Below are 21,202 nucleotides of genomic sequence, written 5' to 3' on the forward strand. Positions count from 1 at the left end.
CTGCCCTAACCCTTTGTTTTGGCGCAAATCCGCGCGGAAAACCGCCCAGACTTTTCTAATCGATCAGGCCGTAAAGGCGCGCTCGGAACGCCGCCTTGTCCTTCAAATATGTGGTTTTCAGAACGTCCACAACATGGCTTCGCCAGGCGTCGCTGTAGCCCTCGTAGTCCTTGTAGAAGCCGGGCTTGTTGAAGACGTAGCGCGAGACGAAGTCCTGCGGCACGAAATCCGAGATCAGCTGGTTGGTCAGCCAGGCATCGGGGTGTTCGGGTTTGGCGCGCACGACCAGGAAGCGCTGGCGCGGCGGCACATCCTCGATCTTGAGATGACCGAGTTGGGCGATCTCGCGCTTGGCGGCGTTGAGGAAGGGAAAGTTCCCGTCCTGGGCGATCAGGTCGGCATGGCCGTGGATCCAGGTCTGCAGCCAGACCTTGTCGACGTCGGTCAGGTTGCGGTTGGGCTCGGCGTCGCGGATCAGCGCGCGCACAACCATCTCGGCGCGATGCTCGAGATAGCCGGAGGACTCTATCCACGAGGCGCGCGGCAGGTCGAGGCGGCCGGTGGCGGCGAGGAAGCGAAACACCTTGTCGGCGTCGTTGATCGACAGGTAGCTGACCTGCCAGGGGCGTGAGCGGCGGAAGCCGGGAGCAGCCGGATCGCAGATCACCGTCGTCATGTCGGGATCGACGAAGACATAGAGGCCGCCGAAATGGCTGGTCCAGTAGGCATTGTGGCGGAAGATCACCTGGTCAGGGACCAGCGCGTTCTCGCGGATGTCGCCGCAGATTTTGGCCAGATCGACCATGCGCTGCAGCATGGCATTGTCGCGCCAGGCGTCGGGTTCCTGCTTCAGCCGGTCGACCAGCTTGCCGAGCTCGGCCGCCTTGCCCAGCACATCCTCGGCCGACAGCACCTTGAACTCGACCTGGTTGATCGACAAAAGGTCCTCGATGTCGTTGACCTTGGGGACCGAGTCCTCGATCTCGCCGTAGATCACGTCCTTGATGGTCAGCGCGTCGATGGCGCGCTGGTTCTTCGACATGAACTCGAACATCAGCTGCGAGGTGTTGGAGAAGGCGGTGTGCACCACGGGCAGGTCGATCTGCGACGGCGTCAGGATGATGAAGCGGCGGTTGACCTCGTTGGGATCGAGATAGTCGAAGTCGCCGCACTCCTCGGCGATCTCGGGCGAGAAGCCGGTGCGGTCGATCTGGAAGCTCTTCAGCCTGGTCGGCTCGAGGCCGAAGGCGACAAGCGCCTTGTTGTAGCGCTGGATGAGATGCGGCTCGTCGATGGCGAGCAGCCTGCCGTAGATCAGCTCGTTGTCGCGCAGGAGATCGGGTTTCTTCTTCACTTTCCCTTCTCCCCGTTCACGGGGAGAAGGTGCCCGAAGGGCGGATGAGGGGCGGCGCAGCCTTTCCTTCTCCCCTTGTGAGGGCTTTGCACGGAACTGAGTTGGTGATTCCGTAGGTCCGGCATGAAGGGGAGATGATTCGGATGGTCGATCGCGTGCTTGGACAACTGAGCCTTGCGGATGGGCTGGTGTGGTCGGACGTGACGGAGCTTGACCAGATCGCGCGAGTGATCGACTGGGTGCCGATCAAGGCGCTTCTTGGTCAGCGCAGCGGACCAGGACGGGGCAACATTAGCTATCCGGCCGAGGCCTTGCTGCGCTGTCTGCTGCTTGGCGTGTGGAACAATCTCAGCGATCCTTCGCTGGAGGCACAACTGCGCGACCGGCTGTCGTTCCGCCGCTTTGCCGGTTTCAGCCTGTCGGACCCCACGCCGGACCATTCGACGTTGTGGCGTTTCCGCGAGGAGCTGAAGTGCGATGGGCTGATCGACCGGGTGTTTTATGAGATCACGCGGCAGCTTGAGCAGAAGGGGCTGATCGTCAAGCGCGGCACGTTGATCGATGCCTCCTTCATGCAGGCCGCCGCGCGCCCGCCGGCGAAGCCGAAGAAGGGTGAGGAGGCGACGGCGCGGCCATCGGCCGATGGCGAGGCACGTTGGGGACGCAAGGGCAACAAGACCGTGTTCGGCTATAAGGTGCACAACGGCGTCGACGATGCTCATACGCTGATCCGGCGCATGGACTTTACGGATGCATCGGTCACCGATACCGAGCCGGCCGACGGCCTGATCATCGGGGACGAGAAGGCGGCCTATGGCGACCAAGCCTACTACACCCATGCCCGCCATGCCCGGCTGAAGCAGGCCGGCATCAAGGACCGGCTGATGCACAGAGCCAACAAGCACCATCCGCTGACACCGCGTCAGAAGCAGCGCAACCGGCTCATCTCGAAGGTGCGGGCGGCAGTGGAGCGGCCGTTTGCAGTGTTCAAACAGCGCTACGGCATGCGGCGACTGCGCTTCTTCAACCTTGCGACCAACCGGACGCAGTGCATGCTTGCCGGCTGCGGCTACAATCTGCAAAGAGCGGCCGCAGTCCTCTTCCCAAAGAGGAAGCCGGCATGAGGCGCAGTCCGCCCAAAATCCACTGCCAAGGCGGCCTGAGGCCTCAAGAGCGAGGCAAAACAACCCGCCAAAGCGGCCAGAGCGCCTTTCAAAAAACGCCCATCTGCCTCGTGCGCTAAATATCGGCTCCCATGCAAAACCCTCCTTGTGGGAGAAGGTGGATCGGCGCGCCAGCGCCGAGACGGATGAGGGGTGTTCCAGGGAATGCCAGCGTCTCACTCCGCTGGAACACCCCTCATCCGTCGCCTTCGGCGACACCTTCTCCCACAAGGGGAGAAGGTGGCAGTGGCGCGCTTCACGCATTCCACGCCCCTTTCTTCTTCAACTCCTCCATTTCACGCGCCGCACGCTCACGCAGCCTTGCGTCGCGCAACAGCTTCTCCACCGCGGCATCATCCGACTTGTCGGAATAGCGGAATTCGGAATCGGCGTAGCGGTTGATCTCCTGCATGACAATGTCCATCGAGAACGGCCCGCGCAGCTCCTCGATCATCGCCTTCTTGTCGTCGTAGCTCTTGTGCATGAAGGCTTCGGGCTTCTCGAACCAGTCGTCCGGCAGCTCGATATCCATGGCCCGCATCTTGATCGCGTCGGTGACGTTCTTGATGGCGCGACCGGTGAAGCGCGGTTCGGCGTCCTTGATCATGTGCAGATAGGTGCCGATGTCGGCCATGGTCTTGGGCGCGCCGTTTTCCTTCGTGTAGCGCTCATAGACCTTCATCAGCCCGTCTTCCTGCGGCTTCTCATGCTCCTCATAGGCCTCGGCCACGGCGCGCTGGATCTCCTGCGCGGCATAGAGCTCGTGCTCGCCCAGCGGGATCTTGTGGTTCTTGCCGGCGAGCAGAACGAAGATGTCGATATAGTCGTCGCGGGTCTGCGGGCCGTCTACCAGCCAGCGGGCACCGGCGCGCTGGCGCAGCGCGTCGTCGACATTTTCGGGATAGTTCGAGAACATGCCGAAAGAGCAGTTGCCGCGCACGACCGTCGAGGCGCCGGCGAAGGCGTCCATCAGTACGCCGGTGATCTCCTGCTGGCCGGCGGAGGCACGATCGTCGGAGCGGCGCGCGGCCACCTGGTCGATATCGTCGATGGTGCCGAAGCCGATGACGCGCGGATTGAGCACGTTATTGATGAATTGCCGGCAGTTCTGGCCGGACTTGCCCTGATAGGACGAGATCTGGTCGACGCCGAAATTCTCATAGGCGAAGGGATAGCCGGCCACCTGGCAATAGCCGTTGACGAGGCCGGCGATCATCTGGATCAGCGTCGTCTTGCCGGTGCCCGGCGCGCCGTCGCCGATGAAGGTGAACAGGAAGCCGCCGAGCTCGACGAAGGGGTTGAGCTCGCGCTCGAAATCATAGGCCATCAGCATCTTGGCCAGCCTGACCGACTGGAATTTGGCGATGTGGTTGCCGACGACTTCTTCCGGCTTCTTGAAGGTCATGACCAGCGGCTTGGAACGCTTGCCGGGCGCGACGTCGAAGCCGTCGAGGGTGAAGTCGTCCACGTCGATGCGGATATGGGCATTCTCGAACGGGCCGATGCCGTCGAAACGGCCTTTGCGCGCCAAGAGCCCGTCGATGGCGACCCGGGCGAAGGCGCGAGCACGCGTCGTCAGGTCCGCATCGTCCTTCGAGCCGGCGATCGCCTTGTCGAGGCCGGCCACGATCGACTTCACCGCGTCCTGCGGCGTGTCGAACAGGAAGTCGGGCTCGGCGGTATCGTTCGGCGCCTCGCCGTCGCTGTCGATCAGCTGGAAAAGATAGGAGGCAAAGCTGAAAGCGGAGACGTAAGCCGAAGCCGACAGAAGCTTCTTGAAGGTCGACGCCTCGTCGCCCTCCAGCGGCGCACGGGCATTCTTGGCCTGCAGGCTTTCCAGGTCCGAGCCTTCGGCGAAGACATCGGAAATGGCGAGCGCGATCGCGAGGCCACGGCGGGCGCGGTAGAGCAGCGTGTGCTGCGGGATGCTCATCAACTGGTCGTCGGGATGGATCGCTGCAACCGTCTTCGTCAGCTCGACCTCGCGCGTGCGGCGGACCGAACCGACCGACACGGTCGAGACGAAGCGGCGGTTGGTGCCGGCAAGCGCGGCGCCGGATTCGCGCGACGGGTCCTCCAGCACGACGATGCGGGTGATGAAACTCTGCGCGACAGTGCGGTGCTTCTCGATTGCGGCTTCCGAGATCGTGGTCAGGCCGGTGTCCATCGTCAGCTCCTCGTCGGAATTATCGTGCCGTCGCCGGCGGACGCATCGTGAGCCTGATGGGCGGCATCGAGATAGAGGTCCAGCGTCTGGTCCAGCCTTTCGAAAAGCAGTCTGTCGAAGGCGGCATGACCGCCGCCGCGCTGGTCGGTTTCAAGCGCGGCGATGTAGGCAGGGCGATCTTCGGGGCGGATCGCCACCGGCGGATAGCCGGCGCGCGCCAGCACAAGGTTCATCAACAGTCGCGCCGTGCGGCCATTGCCGTCGTTGAAGGGGTGGATGCCGACAAGCCGCCGATGGGCCTCGAAGGCGGTCTGCGGCGTGCTGCGTGCCGCAGTCAGCCAGCGGCCAAATTTCTCCATAAGGGCCGGAATCTCCGTCGGCGTCGGGAAATTATGAACGCCGGCGTCGGTGTTCACATAGCGGGCGACATCGGCGTAGCGGCCGGCGATCTCAGGCTTGGAATTCGCGACGACCAGATGATGCAGGTTGCGGATGTCAGCCTCGACTATCGGCGCATCGCGTTGTGATGCGATTTCCAGCACCCAGTTCAGAGCCCGCGCATGATCGACCGCTTCGAGATGATCCTTGAGGGGCTTGCCGCTGATCGTGATGCCTTTCTCGAGCACCAGGGCGGTCTCACCCGCGGTCAGCGTGTTGCCCTCGATCGCGTTCGACGTATAGGTGATGTCGATCCGCTGGGTGTGCTCCAGGCCATCCAGAGCATCCAGGCGAATTTTCTTTCTTAAAGCGTCAAGCTCTCTTTTCTTGGCGAAAACTCTGCCTGCTGGTGTCATTTTTCGCACCTCGCTCGCGCGCCGCTCCTCTGGCTGCGCAAGCATGTCATACATCGCTGATGACCTGTCCGTTGGACAGGATGTGGACCTTGTAGCCGGAAAAGATCTTCTGCGCTTCACCCGCGGCGTAGAGCGCCTGGTAGGCCTCGTGCGGGATCAGCGCGTGGTTCTCGTAGCTCGAGACGCCCTGGCGCGCGGCTTCGAGATCGTCGGTGTTGATGAAGAATTCCTGCGTCGTCTTCTCGCTGGAGAAAAGACCCCTGCGGCCGGGCTTCTCGCTCTTGGAAAAGACCTCCTGGATTGTCCAGGTGAGCAGCCAGGCATTCTCGGGCTTGCGCACTTTGGAGAGCACCTCGGCCACGATCGAATTGTTGTCGGTGATGCCGGCCGAGTAGAAGGGCCCGAGCACCACGCGCCGCAGCTGCTTGGGGTGCAACGGCTCGAAATCCTTGTCGAGATTGACGGCGATCGTCGCCGGCGAGAGCGTGTAGGCCGAGTTCTTTTCGGTGAAATCATCGAAGCGGTGCGCAAGCTCCGGGTTGAGCAGGCCATCAACGGGAAGCGGAATGTCGACGCGCTCGTTCAGCTTGCCGGTGCTGTCGTCGACAAGCTGGCGCACCATGCTTTCGGAGGAGTCCTCTACCGTCACCATGTAGATCAGCGGCAGGTTGGCGCTGCCGTCGAACGTCGCCCAGTGGACGAGGTAATAGGGCCGCATGGTCTTCGGGTTGACCGAGACCTTGGCCGTCTGCGCAAGAGTGAACGGGCCGAAGGTCGCCTCGCTCTTGACGTCCTCCAGATAGAGCCGCTCGGCCATCGACTTCTGCAGCGCCTCGGGGAACTCCTTGTGGCGCAGGATGAAGTCGGCCATCTCCTCGCGCAGCTCGCCGGCTTGCGGGATGTTGGCCAGGCGGGCGTCGGCCTGCTGGCGATCGTTTTCCAATTCGAGCAGGTTCTGGAACACGGGATATCCGCTGTCGGCGCGCGAGATGCGGAAGGTGTCCATGAAGCCCAGCCGGTTGCGCCAGCAGGCAAAGGATTTGTCCAGCCGCGCGATATATTCCGCGACGATCCTGGCGACGATGCCGTGCCGGTAAAGCGGCGAGCGGTCGTCGCGCATGAACACTTCCAGTCCGCCCAGCGCCGCCGTGATGGCGGAGAAATAACGGGCCGCCGCGTCGTTCTCAGGTGTCATGGGACTGCCGAGGAGATGAGATCAGCGGCAACGCCCAAGCGGATGTTCGTGGGGTGTCCCGCCGATATCTGCTTGGATTCCTTTATTTTTTCGCAGGTTCTGACCGCAAAACTGTGGGACACTTTTGCGGAACCTGCTTAGGACTGCACGTAGTTGGCGGAATTGTGCTTTTTCATCACGTCGTCGAAGCGTCGCGCGAAGGCGTCGTCGGCAAGCTTCTTGCGCCGCTGGATGTCGGCTGAAGCCACCATGTTCTTCTCATGCATCTCGAGCAGGTCGCCGATATGCTTCTGCGAGGCGGCGCCGATGCCGGCCATCGTCTCCTCGGCCGTGTTGTCGACCTGGCTGCCCAGCGTGTTGATCTTGTGGGCGACGTCCTGCTGGGCGGCGGTCTTCAGCGAATCTTCCAGCGCCTTGTACAGCACGATGCGCTGCTCGGTGTCGATGGTCAGCTTGTTGATCAGCGTCGACTGCGCGGCGATCTGGTTGTTGAGCGAATCGACGAAGGTCTGGAACATCGAGGTATAGCGCTCCAGCGTCTGGCTTTCGGCGAGCAGTTCCTGCTCCTTGGCCTGTTTTTCGTTGTACTCGGTCGCCATTTTCGAGCGCTCGCCCTCGAGCTCGGTCCGCTCCTTCTGCGTCGTCGAGGCGGCGATCTTGTTCTCGATGTCGAGCAGCAGGGGGTTCAATTCCTCGATGCGCTTCTGCACGGCCTCGAGGTTGGACATGGTCGTCTTGCGGCGTTCGATCACCTGCGACAGGCTGGTCTCGGAAGTCTTGTAGCGCTGGTCGAGGATCTGTTTCTGCGCCTTCAGGATGCCGACGATAGTATCCGACTTCGCCAAAAGCTCCTGCAAATTGCCGGCCAGCGACATGTTGCGGACGCGGTCGGTGCGCATGCGCTGCTTGCGCTGCTCGGAGAAGACACCGACGAAGTTTTCCCAGCCGGTGTAGCTCTTCATGCTCTCGAACTCGGCGCCGAAAACGTTGGTGGCGTCCTCGAGCCCGATGATCAGGTCGGCGATGTTGCCTTCCATGACCTTCTGCTGCTTGAGCACGTCCTCGATCCGGGCGTTCTCGATGTCGAAATTGGCGTCGCCGATCTTCTTGTCGGCCTGGGCAAGCGTGTCGAGCACCGTGCCGGACTGCTCGATCTTGGTGCGCATGTCCTGCACGACCTGCTTGGTCTTGGCAATTTCGGCATCGAAATTCTGCAATGTCGCCATTGGGGCCTCCCGCTTCGGCATCCGTTTCCATGTCGTGGCGGCGAATATATGTGGGGCTTCAAGGGATTGAAAGAAGGAAGACAAGGAGAGACGTCAAAACAAAAGAACTGGTCAGGTCCTTGAAAGACAAGGCAAGCATGCGCATGGCGGCCAGTAAGCGCGACGCCGTCGAACAGCTTCAGCTTGTATGCCTTAAGCTATTGTTTTTACGGACGGGCCAAGGCGATGACACAGGGCCGGTAAATCTCGTGCGCCGGCGGCAATACCAGTTTCTTTCCAATTCCGATCAGGGTTTTGGGTCAGCCTTGAGATAGGCGACCACGTTGGCGATGTCGTCGTCGCTGGTCAGGCCGGCAAAGGCCATTCTGTTGCCGGGAACCTTTTGCCTGGGCGCCTTGAGATATTCGGCGAGGTTGGCCTCGTCCCAGACCAGGCCGGCGGCGCCGGCATCCTTCATGGCTTGCGAATAATGGCCGGCAAAGCTCTCCGCCGAGCCGGCCTTGCGGCCGACGATGCCCAGCAGATGCGGGCCGACTTTGTCGCGGTCCGTCTCCGCCTCATGGCAGGCCATGCAGCGGTTGAAGGCCTTCTTGCCCAGCGCCGGATCGCCACCGGCATGCGCGGCAAGGCCGCTGGCAAGCAGGAAAAGCGCGGCGGGCGAAATGGCTCGAAGCATGGCTGACCCCGGAGAGTTCTGGCTGTCGGCCTTATAGGGCGAAGCCTTGATAAAGGCCACACCCGGGCTGCAGGCAGTCTCCGCGGCTCAGGCCTGCTGCGCCAGGTCGCGGCGCAGAAAATCATGCAGACGATCGACTGCCGGCGTCGTCGACAAAGGGTTGCGCAGTATGCCGATCTCCAGGTCCGGCAACACAGGCAGCCCCTCATTGGCGCCGATGATGCGCAGCGACGGCGGCACGCTTCGCTGGGCAAGGCCGGCGACCGCCAGCCCGGCTTGGACGACCGCGACCAGTCCGAGCAGGGAGGCGCTGGAATAGGTGCAGCGATAGGATCGGTCGGCACCGCCCAGTGCCTGCAGCACATTCATCCTTGCCGCGCAGCCAGGTTCGAACAGGGCGACAGGCAGCGGATCGGTCTGCCAGGCGACGTGGTTGGGCGAGGCGACCCAGACAAAGCGCTCCAGCCTGATCACATCGAGCGGCTGATCCGGCAGGCGGGTGACGATCGCCAGGTCGAGCCGTCCCTCCGCCAGGGTCTTCACCAGCGCAGTCGACTGCTCGCAGACGAGCTCGACGGTGACCAGCGGGTGATCCTCGGCAAAGCGCGACAGGACAGGCGGCAGCAGGAAGGCGGCGTAGTCGTCCGGCACGCCGAGGCGCACGCTGCCTGTTTCCTTCGGCCGGGTGACGCTCGCCCATGCCTCGTCGGACAGTTTCAGCAGCCGGCGCGCATAGATGAGGAAATCCTCGCCGGCAGCATTGGGGGTGACCGTTCTAGGGCCCCGCACCAGAAGCTGGTTGCCGACCATATCCTCCAGTCTATGCATCTGCATGCTGACCGCCGACTGGCTTCGGCCGACGCGCGGCGCCGCATTGGACAGGCTGCCGCTTTCGACGACGGCAACGAAGGTCTTCAGCAGGTTGAGGTCGAGTGGAGCGGCCATGGCGCTATCAGCATATCGAATAGATACTCACAAATCTATTCGCTTGATTGAAATCGTTGCGGCTGGCCAGATAAGCTTCGATCCGTTCGAGAGCTGACGATGAGGGACATATCGATCGCCCGCTTCCCCGCCGCGAGCCTCGCTCTGGCGATGGTGATTGCCGGCACGGTTGGCGCCTTCGTCACGGAGTCGGGACAACATCCCGTCACCGTCGTCTTCTGGCGATGCGTGTTCGGCTCGCTGTTCCTGGCCGCCTGGTGCTTGCTGCGCGGCTACCTGCCGGACCGGACACTGTCCCCATCCCGGCTTGCGCTCGCCGCGCTCGGCGGCGTTTGCATGGTACTGAGCTGGACGGCCTTCTTTGCCGGCTTCGGCATGACATCGATCGCGACTACGACGATCGTCTACCATGTCCAGCCGTTCTTCGTGGTGCTGATCGGCGTTGTCTTCCTCAAGGAACGCATTTCGCCCGACCAGATCCTATGGATGCTTGGCGCGTTTCTCGGCGTGGTGCTGGCCAGCGGCTTGGTCGTCACACACGGCCATGCCGACGCCAAATGGGCGTTGGGCATCGCGCTGACGCTGGGCGCTGCCCTGCTTTATGCGGTGGCGACGATCCTTGCCAAGGGCCTCGGACAACAGCGCGCGGAGATCACCGTGCTTTGCCAGACGCTGGTCGGGGTCGTGTTGCTCGCCCCGTTCGCCGACATCGGCCATCCTATTGCGCCTGCGTCGTGGGGCTGGCTGGCCGGGATCGGGGTCCTGCATACCGGCATCGCCTATGTGCTGATGAATTCCGCCTTTCCGCGCCTGACGACGCCGGTGATCGGCATCCTCACTTTCATCTATCCTGTCGTCGCCATCATCATCGACTGGGCCTTGTACGGCCACCCACTCGGACCGGCGCAGGCTGCGGGCATGGCGCTGATTGCGCTGGCAACGCTCGGCGTGCGGCTTGGCTGGCGGTTCCCGATGCGGCGTGTCTCGGCCGCCTAAACCTCAGGGGCTGACAAAACCAATTAAATCGTCGGGAGCAGACCTGCCCATTTCCTCTTCCCAATGGCGGCGGCAGAGCGAGACATAGACGTCCTTGCCGATGGCGACCTGCTGGCCCTGCTTCGCCACCTTGCCGTCGGAGCCGAGCCTGACCACCATCGTGGCCTTACGGCCGCAGCGGCAGATGGTGCGCACCTCGCGCAGGTCGTCGGCGATGGCGAGCAGCGCGCGCGAGCCGGAAAACAGATTGCCCTGGAAATCGGTGCGCAGGCCGTAGCACATGACCGGGATGTTCAGCCGATCGGCGATGCGCGCGAGCTGCCAGACCTGCTCCTCCTCGAGGAACTGAGCCTCGTCGACGAACACGCAATGCACGGTCGTATGTTCGTGATGCTCGGCGACCCTGGCGAAGAGATCGTCGCCTTCGCGGAACATCTCGGCCTCGGATTCGAGACCGATGCGCGACGAGATCAAGCCGCTGTCGCCCTTGCGATAATGTCCGGCGACGAACAGCATCGTCGACATGCCGCGTTCGCGATAGTTGTAGGACGCCTGCAAGAGCATGGTCGTCTTGCCGGCATTCATCGTCGCGTAGTGGAAGTAAAGCTTGGCCATGCGTCCTTCTAAGCTCACATGTCGGCGCCCGGGGAGGGGGGCCGAGGCTCCGTCCACCAAAAACTCCCTGCCGTCTAAAATCCGATGTCGTTCAAAAGCCTGTCATGTCGCGTAAAGGCCAGCGCGCGCCGTTCGTCGTGATGTTGAAGCGCTTGAAACGGCTTCAAAATGGTGTTTGGCTGACGAAACAAGGCGGGCGCAAGAACCGTGACTTCGCACCGCCTAGTAATTGCAATGGGAGAAAGTTCATGTCGCGTATGAAATCTATCGCCGCGGGCATCGGCCTTGCGGCGCTTCTGACCACGACCGCCGCTTATGCCGGCGATCCGGCGAGCTGCAAGGCGGTTCGCCTGTCCGATGTCGGCTGGACCGACATCCAGGCCACGACGGGGCTGGCCTCGGTGCTGCTCACCGCGCTCGGCTACGAGCCGCAGACGATCCAGCTTTCGGTGCCGGTGACCTATGCGTCGCTGAAGAACAAGGACCTCGATGTCTTCCTCGGCAACTGGATGCCGTCGATGACCAACGACATCAAGGACTATACCGCCGACGGCTCGGTCGAGACGATCAGCACCAACCTGACCGGTGCCGGCTATGGCATTGTCGTGCCGACCTATGTCGCGGATGCCGGCGTCAAGACGCTGACCGATCTCGGCAAGTTCAAGGACAAATTCAACGGCAAGATCTACGGCATCGAGGCCGGCAATGACGGCAACCGCATCATCCTCGACATGATCAAGAACCCGAAGGACAATCTCGAGGGCTTCGAACTGGTCGAGTCGTCGGAAGCAGGCATGCTGACGCAGGCCGAGCAGTCGATGAAGAACAATGAGTGGATCGCCTTCCTCGGCTGGACGCCGCACCCGGTGATGGGCGCCATGAAGATCACCTATCTCGACGGCATGGGCGACAGCGGCTTCGGCGCCGCCACCGTCTACACCAACGTGCGCAAGGGCTACACCACCGAATGCCCGAACGCCGGCAAGTTCATCGCCAACCTTAAGTTCAATCTCGACATGGAAGGCGAGATGATGGACGCGATCCTGAAGGGCGGCGATGCCCAGACGGTGGCGAAAGACTGGCTGAAGAAGCATCCCGACGCCATTGCGCCGTGGATCGCCGGCGTCACCACCTTCGATGGCGGGGACGCGGCTGCCGCCGTCAAGACCGCGCTCGGGAGCTGAGCCGCTTGGGACCGGCATGATTTCCGGAAAAGGGCAGCCTTGAAGAGGCTGCCCTTTTTCATATGCCTGGAGACGTGAGAGGATGACCGCGCGGCAAGCGCGGCGAAGCCGAGAGGGGAAAGATGGATCCGATTTCGAAATTCCTGACCGACTACAAAATCCCCATCGGGCCGTGGGGCAAGGCGTTCTTCGGCTTCCTGACCGACAATTTCGACACCATCTTCCGGGCTTTTTCAAACGGGTTGAATTTCATCCTCGATGGGGCGGTGAACCTCCTGCTGATGGTGCCGCCAGTGCTTCTGGCGCTGGTCATCGCTATCGTCGCCTGGCTGCTGCAGCGTTCGCGGCCGCTCGCCATCGGCGTCTTCCTCGGCCTGATCTTCATCATCAACCAGAACTTGTGGAAGCAGACGGTGCAGACGCTGGTGCTGGTCGTTGCCGCCGCCGCCATGGCGATGGCGATCGGCGTGCCCCTTGGCATCTGGGCCGCGCACAAGCCGAAGGTCTACCGCGTCATGCTGCCGGTGCTCGACCTGATGCAGACGCTGCCGACCTTCGTCTACCTGATCCCGGTGCTCACCCTGTTCGGCCTCGGCAACGCGCCCGGTCTCATCGTCACCATCATCTTCGTCATTCCAACGGCAGTCAGGCTCACCCATCTCGGCGTGGTCTCGGTGCCCAAGGCGATCATCGAAGCGGGGGAGGCCTTCGGCGCCACCAAGCGCCAGCTTCTGTGGAAGGTTGAGCTGCCATCGGCGCTGCCGACCATCATGGCGGGTCTCACGCAATCGATCATGCTGTCGCTGTCGATGGTGGTGTTCGCCGCCCTGATCGGCGCCGGCGGCCTCGGCACGGAAATCAACCGCGCGCTCGGCTCGCGCCGCATCGATCTCGGGCTTGAGGCGGGGCTTGCCATCGTTGTGCTCGCCATCGTGCTCGACCGCATGACCCGCATCGGCGTTGGAGGCAAGAAATGACCGTCGCGGTTGATTTCAAGAACGTGGACATCGTCTTCGGCGCCGACCAGGCCGGTTCGCTGGCGCTGATCGACCAGGGCGCCACCCGCGCCGAGATCCTGGAGAAGACCGGCAATGTGCTGGGTTGCGCCGGCGCCAGCCTCACCGTGCATGAAGGCGAGATCTCGGTGCTGATGGGTCTGTCCGGCTCCGGCAAGTCAACGCTGCTTCGGGCCGTCAACCGCCTGAACGTCGTGTCGCGCGGCCAGGTGCTGGTCAAGGACGGCGACCGCATCGTCGATGTCGTCACCTGCGACGAGGCGACCTTGCGGCGGCTGCGGCAGAAGCAGGTGGCCATGGTGTTCCAGCAGTTCGGCCTGCTGCCCTGGCGCACGGTCGAGGAAAATGTCGGCTTCGGCCTCGAGCTTGCCGGCGTGCCGGAGGCGGAACGCAAGGCGCGCGTGCAGAAGCAATTGCAGCTCGTCCATCTCGACCAGTGGTCGAAGAAATACGCCCATGAGCTTTCCGGCGGCATGCAGCAGCGCGTCGGCCTGGCGCGCGCCTTCGCCACCGAAGCGCCGATCCTCTTGATGGACGAGCCGTTCTCGGCGCTCGACCCGCTGATCCGCACCAAGCTGCAGGACGAATTGCTGCAGCTTCAGGCGGAACTCAAGAAGACCATCATCTTCGTCAGCCATGACCTCGAGGAGGCGCTGAAGATCGGCAGCCACATCACGATCATGGAAGGCGGCCGCATCGTGCAGACCGGCGCGCCGGAAGACATCGTTCTGCGGCCCGCCAACGACTATGTCCGCGACTTCATCGCCAATGTTAACCCGTTGTCGGTGCTGACGGCGTGGAACGTGATGCGCGACCGCCGCGACCTGGAGCAGGGCGACAATGGCTGGGTGTGGCTCGACAGGCGCAAGACGACGCGCTTCAAGATCGACGAGCATGGCCTGGTGGCGGCGGCCGAACGCGACGGCAAGCCGGCGGTGTGGGTCTCCTGCGCCGATGTCGAGCGCCAGCCGGAGGAAGGGGCCCAGGTGTTCTGGGCCAATCCCGGCACGCCGCTGAAAACGGTGATGCTCGCCATGCATCGCTCACAGACGGCGCCGGTGGCGCTGTTCGACGAAGGCTCGCGCTTCGTCGGCGCGATCGGCATCCGCGACGTGCTCAGCGCCGTGCTGCGGCGATAGGCTTCTTCGCAGGCGTATAGCGCGTTGGCTGGGCGTTTCGCCCGCGGCTTGTCTTTCGCTTCCTTCGGGCGCAGAATCTATCTGTTGCGTGGCCATGCGCCAGAGGGGTGATGCCGACGTCGCGCACAGGGGTTCCAGGCGCGATAGCGCTGTCGATTGTCGCCGGGGTCTCGCTTGGAAGCGGCGCGGCGTTCGCCCAAGATTTTGTCATCGGCAATGGCGTCATTGCCGGCCAGCAGACGATGAGCAATGCTGGTGATGCCGGCCTCGTGGAAGCAAACGGAGCGATCGAAACATTTGGCGCCGGCGCCGATGCCGTGCGGATGTTCAATTCTGGTCAGCGGCTGACCAATTACGGGCTGATCGCAACGTTGGGCGGCGGCGCCGCCAATGTGCATTCGCAAGGGCCCGACGCGACTATCCTCAACAACGGAGGCATCCTGGCGATCGGCGATGGCTCGATCGGCATTTTGTCGGTGGGCGGCAATGCGCAGATCGTCAACAACGGGGTTATCGAAGCGCTTGGCGTCGCCACATACGGGATCATCAGCGATGCCCCGGGCGGGCATGTGGACAATCGCGGCTTTATCGGCGTTTCCGGGACGGCTGCCGCAGGCATAATCGGCGATGGGTCGGACCTGACGGTGGACAATAGCGGATCCATCGAGGCCTATGGGACCGCGGCCGGAGGGATTCTGTGGCAGAGCGACGGGCTGCGACTCGATAATTCCGGGTCGATCATTGTGTCGGGCCTGGCTTCGGTCGGCATCGGCGCCAGCGGCAATGACATCACCATCGCCAACAGCGGCACGGTCGATGTCTTCGGGACGGCTTCGACGGGTATCAGTGCGCTGTTCGGCAACGCCACGATCACCAACTCCGGTTCGGTGATCGTAGAGGGTCTAGGCGCTGTCGGCATTGCGGCCCAGGGCGGCAGTTCCGTCATCACCAATTTCGGTCACGTCTTCAGTGACCAGAGCGTAGCGATCTATTTCGGCGCGTCTGGCGCCACGCTGAACCTGTTGGGCGGGACGGCCATCCAGGGGCCGATCGTCTTTTCCGGTGGCGGCAACACCATCACCTTCGGCCCTGGGCTCAACGCCGTCATGAGTTTTTCAGGAAGCGGCCTGCCGCAAACCATCCTTACCGGCGGCAGGCCGTTCGTGACCAGCGGCGACAGCATGGCGGTGGTCGATATCACCGAGTTTGCGAGCAGCGGGCCGCTGATCGAGGACCTTGTCGAGGGCATAGCCGGTGTCGCCGAGGCCCGTATGGCTGCCCCAGACGACGGCTTGCCTGCGCTACGGAAAGGTCCGGACGCCTGGATTTCCACTTTCGGCGGGATACGCTCCCAGGGTGGTTCCGGCGCATCGGCCGGGTTCAGCGAGGCGCTGGGCGGTGTGGTCGCCGGCGCAGAAAGGCGCTCGGGCGACGGCTTCCTCGGCGGCTTGTTCCTCGGCGGCGCCGCCGGGTCTACCGAGGTCGACGACGACGCGCAGGAGATCGTCCATCGCGGCGCGTTTGCGGGCGGCTATCTCGGCTATGACGCAGGCACGCATTTCGCCGAAGCGGCGTTCGTCGCCGGCGTGCTGCAGGAGCGCAGCCGCCGCCATGTCGCGAACAATCTGGTGCTCGGCGGCATCGAAACGGCGCGGGCCGATTTCAACGGCGTTTTCCTGAGCCCCTCGGTCACGCTCGGCATGCGGCTGCCGGTGACGGCCGGCACGCTGATACCCAGCGTGCGGCTGCGCTACGCTGGGCTCTTCTTCGACGATTACACGGAGACCGGCTCGGACGGCGATCTTGCGGTCTCGCGGCGTGACGTCAACGTCTTCGAGGCGCGCGGCCAACTCGCGCTGGCGCTCGCTCCCGCCAGCACGCCAAGCCAGACCTGGCAAACCACGCTTCGCGCCGGGGTCGATGCGATCGCGCAAAACAGCGATGACGTTTCGGCAACGCTGCTCGGCCAGGACATCTCTTTTCCCGCGGGCGGCAGGAAATTTGTGTTGCGCGGCTTTGCCGGCGCGGACGTCGCGGCGGAAGTGGGCGCCGGCATGACGCTCAATGCCGGCTTCGAGGCGGGTTACGGGACCGACAACGCCTTCACTGTCCGAGGCCAGGCCCGCCTCAGCAAGGCTTTTTGAGGGTTCTGATCGACCAGCCCGCGCCGCATTTGAGGGCTGGCATCCCGTGGCTGCGGGGAAGGCCGTCTACCGGCTAATATATTTTCGAAAATCCATTCCGATTCCGATCGCCGGTGGAGTAGAATATTGCTACGACCGCGAGGCGATGCCCGGCGGTGAAAATGCAGCGGGGTATGCGACGATGATGTTCCGTCAGCTCTTCGATTCCGTCTCGGGAACCTACTCCTATCTGCTGGCCAGCCGGCGCGGCGGCGAAGCGCTGATCATCGATCCGGTGCTGGAGAAGGTCGAGCGCTATCTCCAACTCGTCAACGAGCTCGATCTCAGGCTGGTCAAGGCCGTGGACACGCATCTTCATGCCGACCACATCACCGGCCTCGGCGCGCTGCGCGACAGGACGCATTGTATCACCGTGATGGGCGAGCAGACCAAGGCCGACGTCGTGTCGATGCGGCTCGCGGACGGCGACAAGCTCGGCATCGAGGGGCTGGCGCTCGATGTCATCTACACGCCCGGCCACACCGACGATTCCTACAGCTTCGTCCTGCCCGACCGGGTCTTCACCGGCGACACGCTGCTCATCCGCGGCACCGGCCGCACCGACTTCCAGAACGGCGATCCGCGCCAGCAATATGAATCGATCTTCGGCCGCCTGCTCAAGCTGCCCGACGAGACGATGATCTTCCCGGCGCATGACTATAAGGGCGAGACCGTGTCGACGATCGGCGAGGAAAAGGCCTTCAATCCGCGCCTGCAGGTGAAGTCGGTCGACGAATATGTGAACATCATGAACAATCTGAACCTGGCCAATCCAAAGATGATGGATGTGGCCGTGCCCGCCAACATGCGGGTGGGGCTGCATCAGGACGATATCGCCAGCCGCGGCTGGGCGGTCAGCGCCGAGCAGGCGCTGGCGCTTGTCGGGCGGCCCGACGTGGCGCTGATCGACCTGCGCGAGCAGTCCGAACGCGAGCGCCACGGCGTCATCCCCGGCGCCATCCATCTGCCCTATGCGCGGCTCCAGGAGAACATCATGGCCGGCGGCATGCTGCACGAGCTGGCCAAATCAACAGCCAAGCAGCTGCTGTTCTACTGCGCCTTCGGCGAGCGTTCGGCGATGGCGGTGCAAGCGGCGCAGGATGTCGGGATTTCCAGCGCCCGCCACATCCAGGGCGGCATCGACGCCTGGCGGAAGGCGAGCGGGCCGCTCGCGCACTAGCAGCGGCAGCGGCGTGGCTCAGTTGAGCCCGATCAGCTTGGCGCCGTTTCGGAAGAGAGCTTCTCCGTCCCGGTCGAAGCGGAAGGTGGCGATGAAATCGTCGGCGCGATAGTTCGGCAAGGTGCTGCGGATCGTGGCGGCGAAGGTCCGCGCCTCGTCCTGCCGGCCGGCCAGCGCCAGGCAATGGGCGGCGATCGCCAGGATGATGACATGGGCGTTGGGCCTCGCGGCCGCCTTCAGCGCCCATTCGGCCGCCGATTCGAATTCGCCCAGCCTGGCATGCGCCATGGCGCGCGCGCCCATCATGCCGAACAACAGCGGATCGAAGGGGCTGAGATGGCGCGAATGGTCGGACGAGCCGATCGCAGACTGGGGGTCGCCCGACTGCGAATGGACGAAAGACAGCGCATAATGGCCGAGCGCGAAATTGGGGCTGAGGTCGACGGCGCTCGCCAGTTCCAGCAGCGCGCCGTCCTGCTCGCCGCGCAGCCACAGCGCGCGGCCCATCGCCCAGTGGGCGGCGGGGTTGCGGTCGTCGACCAGCAGGCTCTGGCCGGCGCTTTCGAAGGCAAGCGCGGTCTCGCGATCGCGGTCGCCCCAGCGCTGGAAAGCGTTCTGCCAATGGGTGAAGGACATGCCGGCATAGGCGCGCGCGAAAGTGGGGTCCAGCTTCAACGCTTCGCCGAAGAAATGCTGCGCCAGCTCGTTTTCCTGGCGGGTGAAGCGATACATGTGCCAGAGGCCGCGATGGTAGGCTTCCCAGGCATTGAGCGAATTGGGCGTCTTCAGCAAGGCGCGGTTGCGCTCCACCGTCGCGATCTCGGCGGCAATGGAAGAGACGATGCTGTTGCCGATATCCTCGATGACGATGAAGATGTCGTCGGGCGAGTGCTCGAAGGTATCGGCCCAGACGATCCTTGCCGTGCGGACCTCGACAAGCTCGACCGACACGATGAATCGGCCCGGCAGAGCTCGCACCGAGCCCGTCCCGACATAGTCGACATTCAGCCGACGTCCGGCGTCTTCCGGCGCGATGTTCTTTTCGGCGAGCGCGAAGACCGAGCCGCGGGCGATGACGAAGAAATCGCGAAGCTTGGCAAGCCGCGTGATGATGTCGTGCGTCAGGCCGTCGGCCAGCCCGCCGCGGAAGCCGCCGGTGCCGGCACTCTCGGCAAACGGCATCACCGCGAGCGAAGCCCGGCGCGTCGCCGCGGGCTCGGATTCGATCGCGGCGACCGGCAGGTCCGGGGCCGGGAAGGGCGGCCCGGATCGGGCGCATGGCGTTGCGCCGACGTTGCGGGCTCTTATCTCCTGCCAGGCCTCGCGCAACGGCGTGAAATCCAGCTCTTCCGAGTGGAACAGCTCCGCCGCCGTCGCTAGATGCTCCTCGCCGGCGCCGAACTGCCCGCGCCGTGCCAGGTTCTCCAGCAGCGCCACATGCGCGCGGCCGTCGAAGGGCGCAAGCTCCAGCCATTTGTCGATATAGACGCCGGCCTCGTCGGCTCCCCGCGGTAGAACGTCGATGATGTGCTCCAGAACCGCGACATGGGATGCGCTGAAACGGCGGCGCTGCGCCGTCAGCCAGCTGCCGAAATGCGGGCTGCGATCGACTTCCAGCCCGTCGAGGAAGTCGCCGGCGAACAGTTGCGCAAGTGCCCGCAGAGCGTCGAGGCCAAGCGTCTCGATACCTTCCGCCACCGCGGCAGCGGCTTTGACGGCATCGACGCTCATATCACCGAGGCGAAGCGCCACGGTATCGCCTTCCGTCTCGATCCGGCGCAAGCCCGGTTCGTCGAGCGCGGCACGCAGCTTGCTCAGGCACCAGCGCAGCTCGCCGCGCGGATCGTTGGGCACGTCCCAGAGAAGCTCGCAAAGACGGCTGCGGCGGACGGGGCGCGGCGCCAGCGCCAGATAGGCAAGCAGCGCGCGCAGCTTGCGTGACGAAGGCAGCGCGACGGGAACATCGTCGCGCATGATCGCGAGCGGGCCGAGCAGCCGGATCGACAGGCGGGCTGCATTGCTTTTCTGGGCCGACCAAACGGATTCCACGTCCGTTTCCACGCTCGCTCCCACGCTGACTGGTTGGTCCATGTTCTATCACCAAACACAACAGGGCGCATCTGGCGACGAGTTCTCGAGCCGAATGCGGCCTTTGCCGAATGTCGGCAAGCAACCTAACGCGGCAAGGTGTCGAAACCGCGCCGCCCAGTCCGCCGGTCTGTAACCGGCATGTGAGATTTCGAGGAGAGAGATCCATGTTGCATCAGTTGAAAATCAGGACCACGGCCGGGCGCGGCCGGCTGTTCGACAGCATTCTCGACACGGTCGGCGACACGCCGGTCATCCGCATCAACAATCTCGGGCCGGGTCACGCAACGATCTATGTGAAGGCCGAGTTCTTCAATCCGGCGGCTTCGGTGAAGGACAGGCTGGCGCTTAACATCATCGAGGAAGGCGAGCGCAGCGGCAAGCTCAAGCCCGGCCAGACAGTCGTGGAGGCAACGAGCGGCAACACCGGTATCGGCCTTGCCATGGTCTGCGCGCAGAAAGGCTATCCGTTGGTGGTGACGATGGCCGACAGCTTCTCCATCGAGCGCCGCAAGCTGATGCGCATGCTTGGCGCCAAGGTGGTGCTGACGCCGCGCGCCCAGAAGGGCTTCGGCATGTACAAGAAGGCGGTCGAGCTCGCCGAGGCCAATGGCTGGTTCCTGGCGCGCCAGTTCGAGACCGAGGCCAATGCCGCCATCCACGAGGCGACCACGGGCCGCGAGATCATCAACGATTTCGCGGGCTCAAGGCTGGATTATCTGGTCACCGGCTACGGTACCGGCGGCACGGTGACCGGCGTCGGCCGAGTGCTGCGCCGCGAGCGGCCGGAGGTCAGAATAGTGCTTGCCGAGCCGGCGAACGCGCAGCTGATCGGCAGCGGCAAGGCCCAGGAGCGCGGCGCCGGCGGCGCGCCGGCCGCCAGCCATCCGGCTTTCGAGCCGCACCCGATCCAGGGCTGGACGCCGGACTTCATCCCCAATGTCCTGCAGGAGGCGATCGACCAGCACTACTATGACGAGGTGGTGCCGATCCCCGGCCCCGAAGGCATCAAATGGGCGAAGGCGCTGGCGCAGCAGGAAGGCATCTTCACCGGCATTTCCGGCGGCGCCACCTTCGCCGTGGCACGCCTGATCGCCGGCAAAGCCCCGGCGGGCTCGGTGATCCTGTGCATGCTGCCCGATACTGGCGAACGCTACATGTCGACGCCGCTCTTCGATGGCATCGAGGCCGAGATGGACGCCGAGGAGACGGCGCTGTCGCGCTCGACGCCGAGCTGCCAGTTCGAGGGCTGACGACGATCCGCGGCGTCGCCCGTTTTCG

The 21,202-nt window shown here is 63.7% G+C and carries 17 protein-coding genes; 8 read left to right on the forward strand and 9 right to left on the reverse strand.

Annotated features, from left to right (window positions below; all coding sequences use genetic code 11):
• Positions 1–55: 55 nt before the first annotated feature.
• On the reverse strand, positions 56–1,354 hold the full coding sequence (locus tag EJ069_RS01220; protein WP_126059714.1) for a DUF6638 family protein: 1,299 nt from the start codon (positions 1,352–1,354) through the stop codon (positions 56–58).
• Positions 1,355–1,497: 143 nt separating this feature from the next.
• Between EJ069_RS01220 and EJ069_RS01225 the strand changes: the two genes are divergently transcribed.
• Positions 1,498–2,478: an IS5 family transposase gene (locus EJ069_RS01225; RefSeq protein WP_189341472.1), complete on the forward strand. Its 981-nt coding sequence runs from the start codon at positions 1,498–1,500 to the stop codon at positions 2,476–2,478.
• Positions 2,479–2,773: 295 nt separating this feature from the next.
• Here the strand turns inward: EJ069_RS01225 and EJ069_RS01230 are convergent, their stop codons facing one another.
• The 6 genes from EJ069_RS01230 to EJ069_RS01255 form a co-directional block, all read right to left on the reverse strand.
• Positions 2,774–4,684: an ATP-binding protein gene (locus tag EJ069_RS01230; protein WP_126059716.1), complete on the reverse strand. Its 1,911-nt coding sequence runs from the start codon at positions 4,682–4,684 to the stop codon at positions 2,774–2,776.
• A gap of 2 nt (positions 4,685–4,686) precedes the next feature.
• Positions 4,687–5,478: a Fic family protein gene (locus tag EJ069_RS01235; protein WP_126059717.1), complete on the reverse strand. Its 792-nt coding sequence runs from the start codon at positions 5,476–5,478 to the stop codon at positions 4,687–4,689.
• A gap of 46 nt (positions 5,479–5,524) precedes the next feature.
• The gene (locus tag EJ069_RS01240; protein WP_126059718.1) at positions 5,525–6,673 is read right to left on the reverse strand and encodes a hypothetical protein; all 1,149 of its coding nucleotides are present in this window, start codon (positions 6,671–6,673) and stop codon (positions 5,525–5,527) included.
• A gap of 137 nt (positions 6,674–6,810) precedes the next feature.
• Positions 6,811–7,899 (reverse strand): hypothetical protein, encoded by a 1,089-nt coding sequence (locus tag EJ069_RS01245; RefSeq protein WP_042640276.1) that lies wholly within the window; start codon positions 7,897–7,899, stop codon positions 6,811–6,813.
• 286 nt (positions 7,900–8,185) lie between these two features.
• A complete protein-coding gene (locus EJ069_RS01250; RefSeq protein ID WP_126059719.1) occupies positions 8,186–8,575 on the reverse strand; it encodes a cytochrome c family protein in 390 nt (129 codons plus the stop codon).
• A gap of 87 nt (positions 8,576–8,662) precedes the next feature.
• Complete coding sequence (locus EJ069_RS01255) at positions 8,663–9,520, reverse strand: LysR substrate-binding domain-containing protein (RefSeq protein ID WP_126059720.1); 858 nt, start codon at positions 9,518–9,520, stop codon at positions 8,663–8,665.
• 99 nt (positions 9,521–9,619) lie between these two features.
• Between EJ069_RS01255 and EJ069_RS01260 the strand changes: the two genes are divergently transcribed.
• Entirely contained in the window at positions 9,620–10,516 is an 897-nt protein-coding gene (locus tag EJ069_RS01260) for a DMT family transporter (RefSeq protein WP_126059721.1), read from the forward strand.
• Positions 10,517–10,519: 3 nt separating this feature from the next.
• On the opposite strand, the gene EJ069_RS01265 is transcribed toward EJ069_RS01260, so the two are convergent.
• Positions 10,520–11,131 carry a thymidine kinase gene (locus EJ069_RS01265; RefSeq protein ID WP_126059722.1) on the reverse strand — a complete coding sequence of 204 codons (612 nt, stop codon included), beginning with the start codon at positions 11,129–11,131 and terminating at the stop codon, positions 10,520–10,522.
• 248 nt (positions 11,132–11,379) lie between these two features.
• Between EJ069_RS01265 and EJ069_RS01270 the strand changes: the two genes are divergently transcribed.
• From EJ069_RS01270 to EJ069_RS01290, 5 genes are all read left to right on the forward strand, one after another.
• Positions 11,380–12,315 (forward strand): choline ABC transporter substrate-binding protein, encoded by a 936-nt coding sequence (locus tag EJ069_RS01270; protein WP_126059723.1) that lies wholly within the window; start codon positions 11,380–11,382, stop codon positions 12,313–12,315.
• Between the two features lie 122 nt (positions 12,316–12,437).
• On the forward strand, positions 12,438–13,292 hold the full coding sequence (choW, locus tag EJ069_RS01275; protein ID WP_042640270.1) for a choline ABC transporter permease subunit: 855 nt from the start codon (positions 12,438–12,440) through the stop codon (positions 13,290–13,292).
• Positions 13,289–14,470: a choline ABC transporter ATP-binding protein gene (choV, locus tag EJ069_RS01280; protein ID WP_126059724.1), complete on the forward strand. Its 1,182-nt coding sequence runs from the start codon at positions 13,289–13,291 to the stop codon at positions 14,468–14,470. The genes choW and choV overlap by 4 nt, the downstream gene beginning before the upstream one ends.
• Before the next feature lie 110 nt (positions 14,471–14,580).
• Complete coding sequence (locus tag EJ069_RS01285) at positions 14,581–16,614, forward strand: autotransporter outer membrane beta-barrel domain-containing protein (protein WP_126059725.1); 2,034 nt, start codon at positions 14,581–14,583, stop codon at positions 16,612–16,614.
• A 181-nt stretch (positions 16,615–16,795) separates the two neighbouring features.
• On the forward strand, positions 16,796–17,833 hold the full coding sequence (locus EJ069_RS01290; protein WP_126059726.1) for an MBL fold metallo-hydrolase: 1,038 nt from the start codon (positions 16,796–16,798) through the stop codon (positions 17,831–17,833).
• An 18-nt stretch (positions 17,834–17,851) separates the two neighbouring features.
• On the opposite strand, the gene EJ069_RS01295 is transcribed toward EJ069_RS01290, so the two are convergent.
• Positions 17,852–19,807 carry a transcriptional regulator gene (locus tag EJ069_RS01295; RefSeq protein ID WP_126064602.1) on the reverse strand — a complete coding sequence of 652 codons (1,956 nt, stop codon included), beginning with the start codon at positions 19,805–19,807 and terminating at the stop codon, positions 17,852–17,854.
• 281 nt (positions 19,808–20,088) lie between these two features.
• Between EJ069_RS01295 and EJ069_RS01300 the strand changes: the two genes are divergently transcribed.
• Positions 20,089–21,174, forward strand: a complete 1,086-nt coding sequence (locus EJ069_RS01300) for a pyridoxal-phosphate dependent enzyme (RefSeq protein ID WP_126059727.1) — start codon at positions 20,089–20,091, stop codon at positions 21,172–21,174.
• Positions 21,175–21,202: the final 28 nt, after the last annotated feature.

The organism is Mesorhizobium sp. M2A.F.Ca.ET.043.05.1.1 (genome assembly GCF_003952445.1).
Classification (GTDB): Bacteria; Pseudomonadota; Alphaproteobacteria; order Rhizobiales; family Rhizobiaceae; genus Mesorhizobium.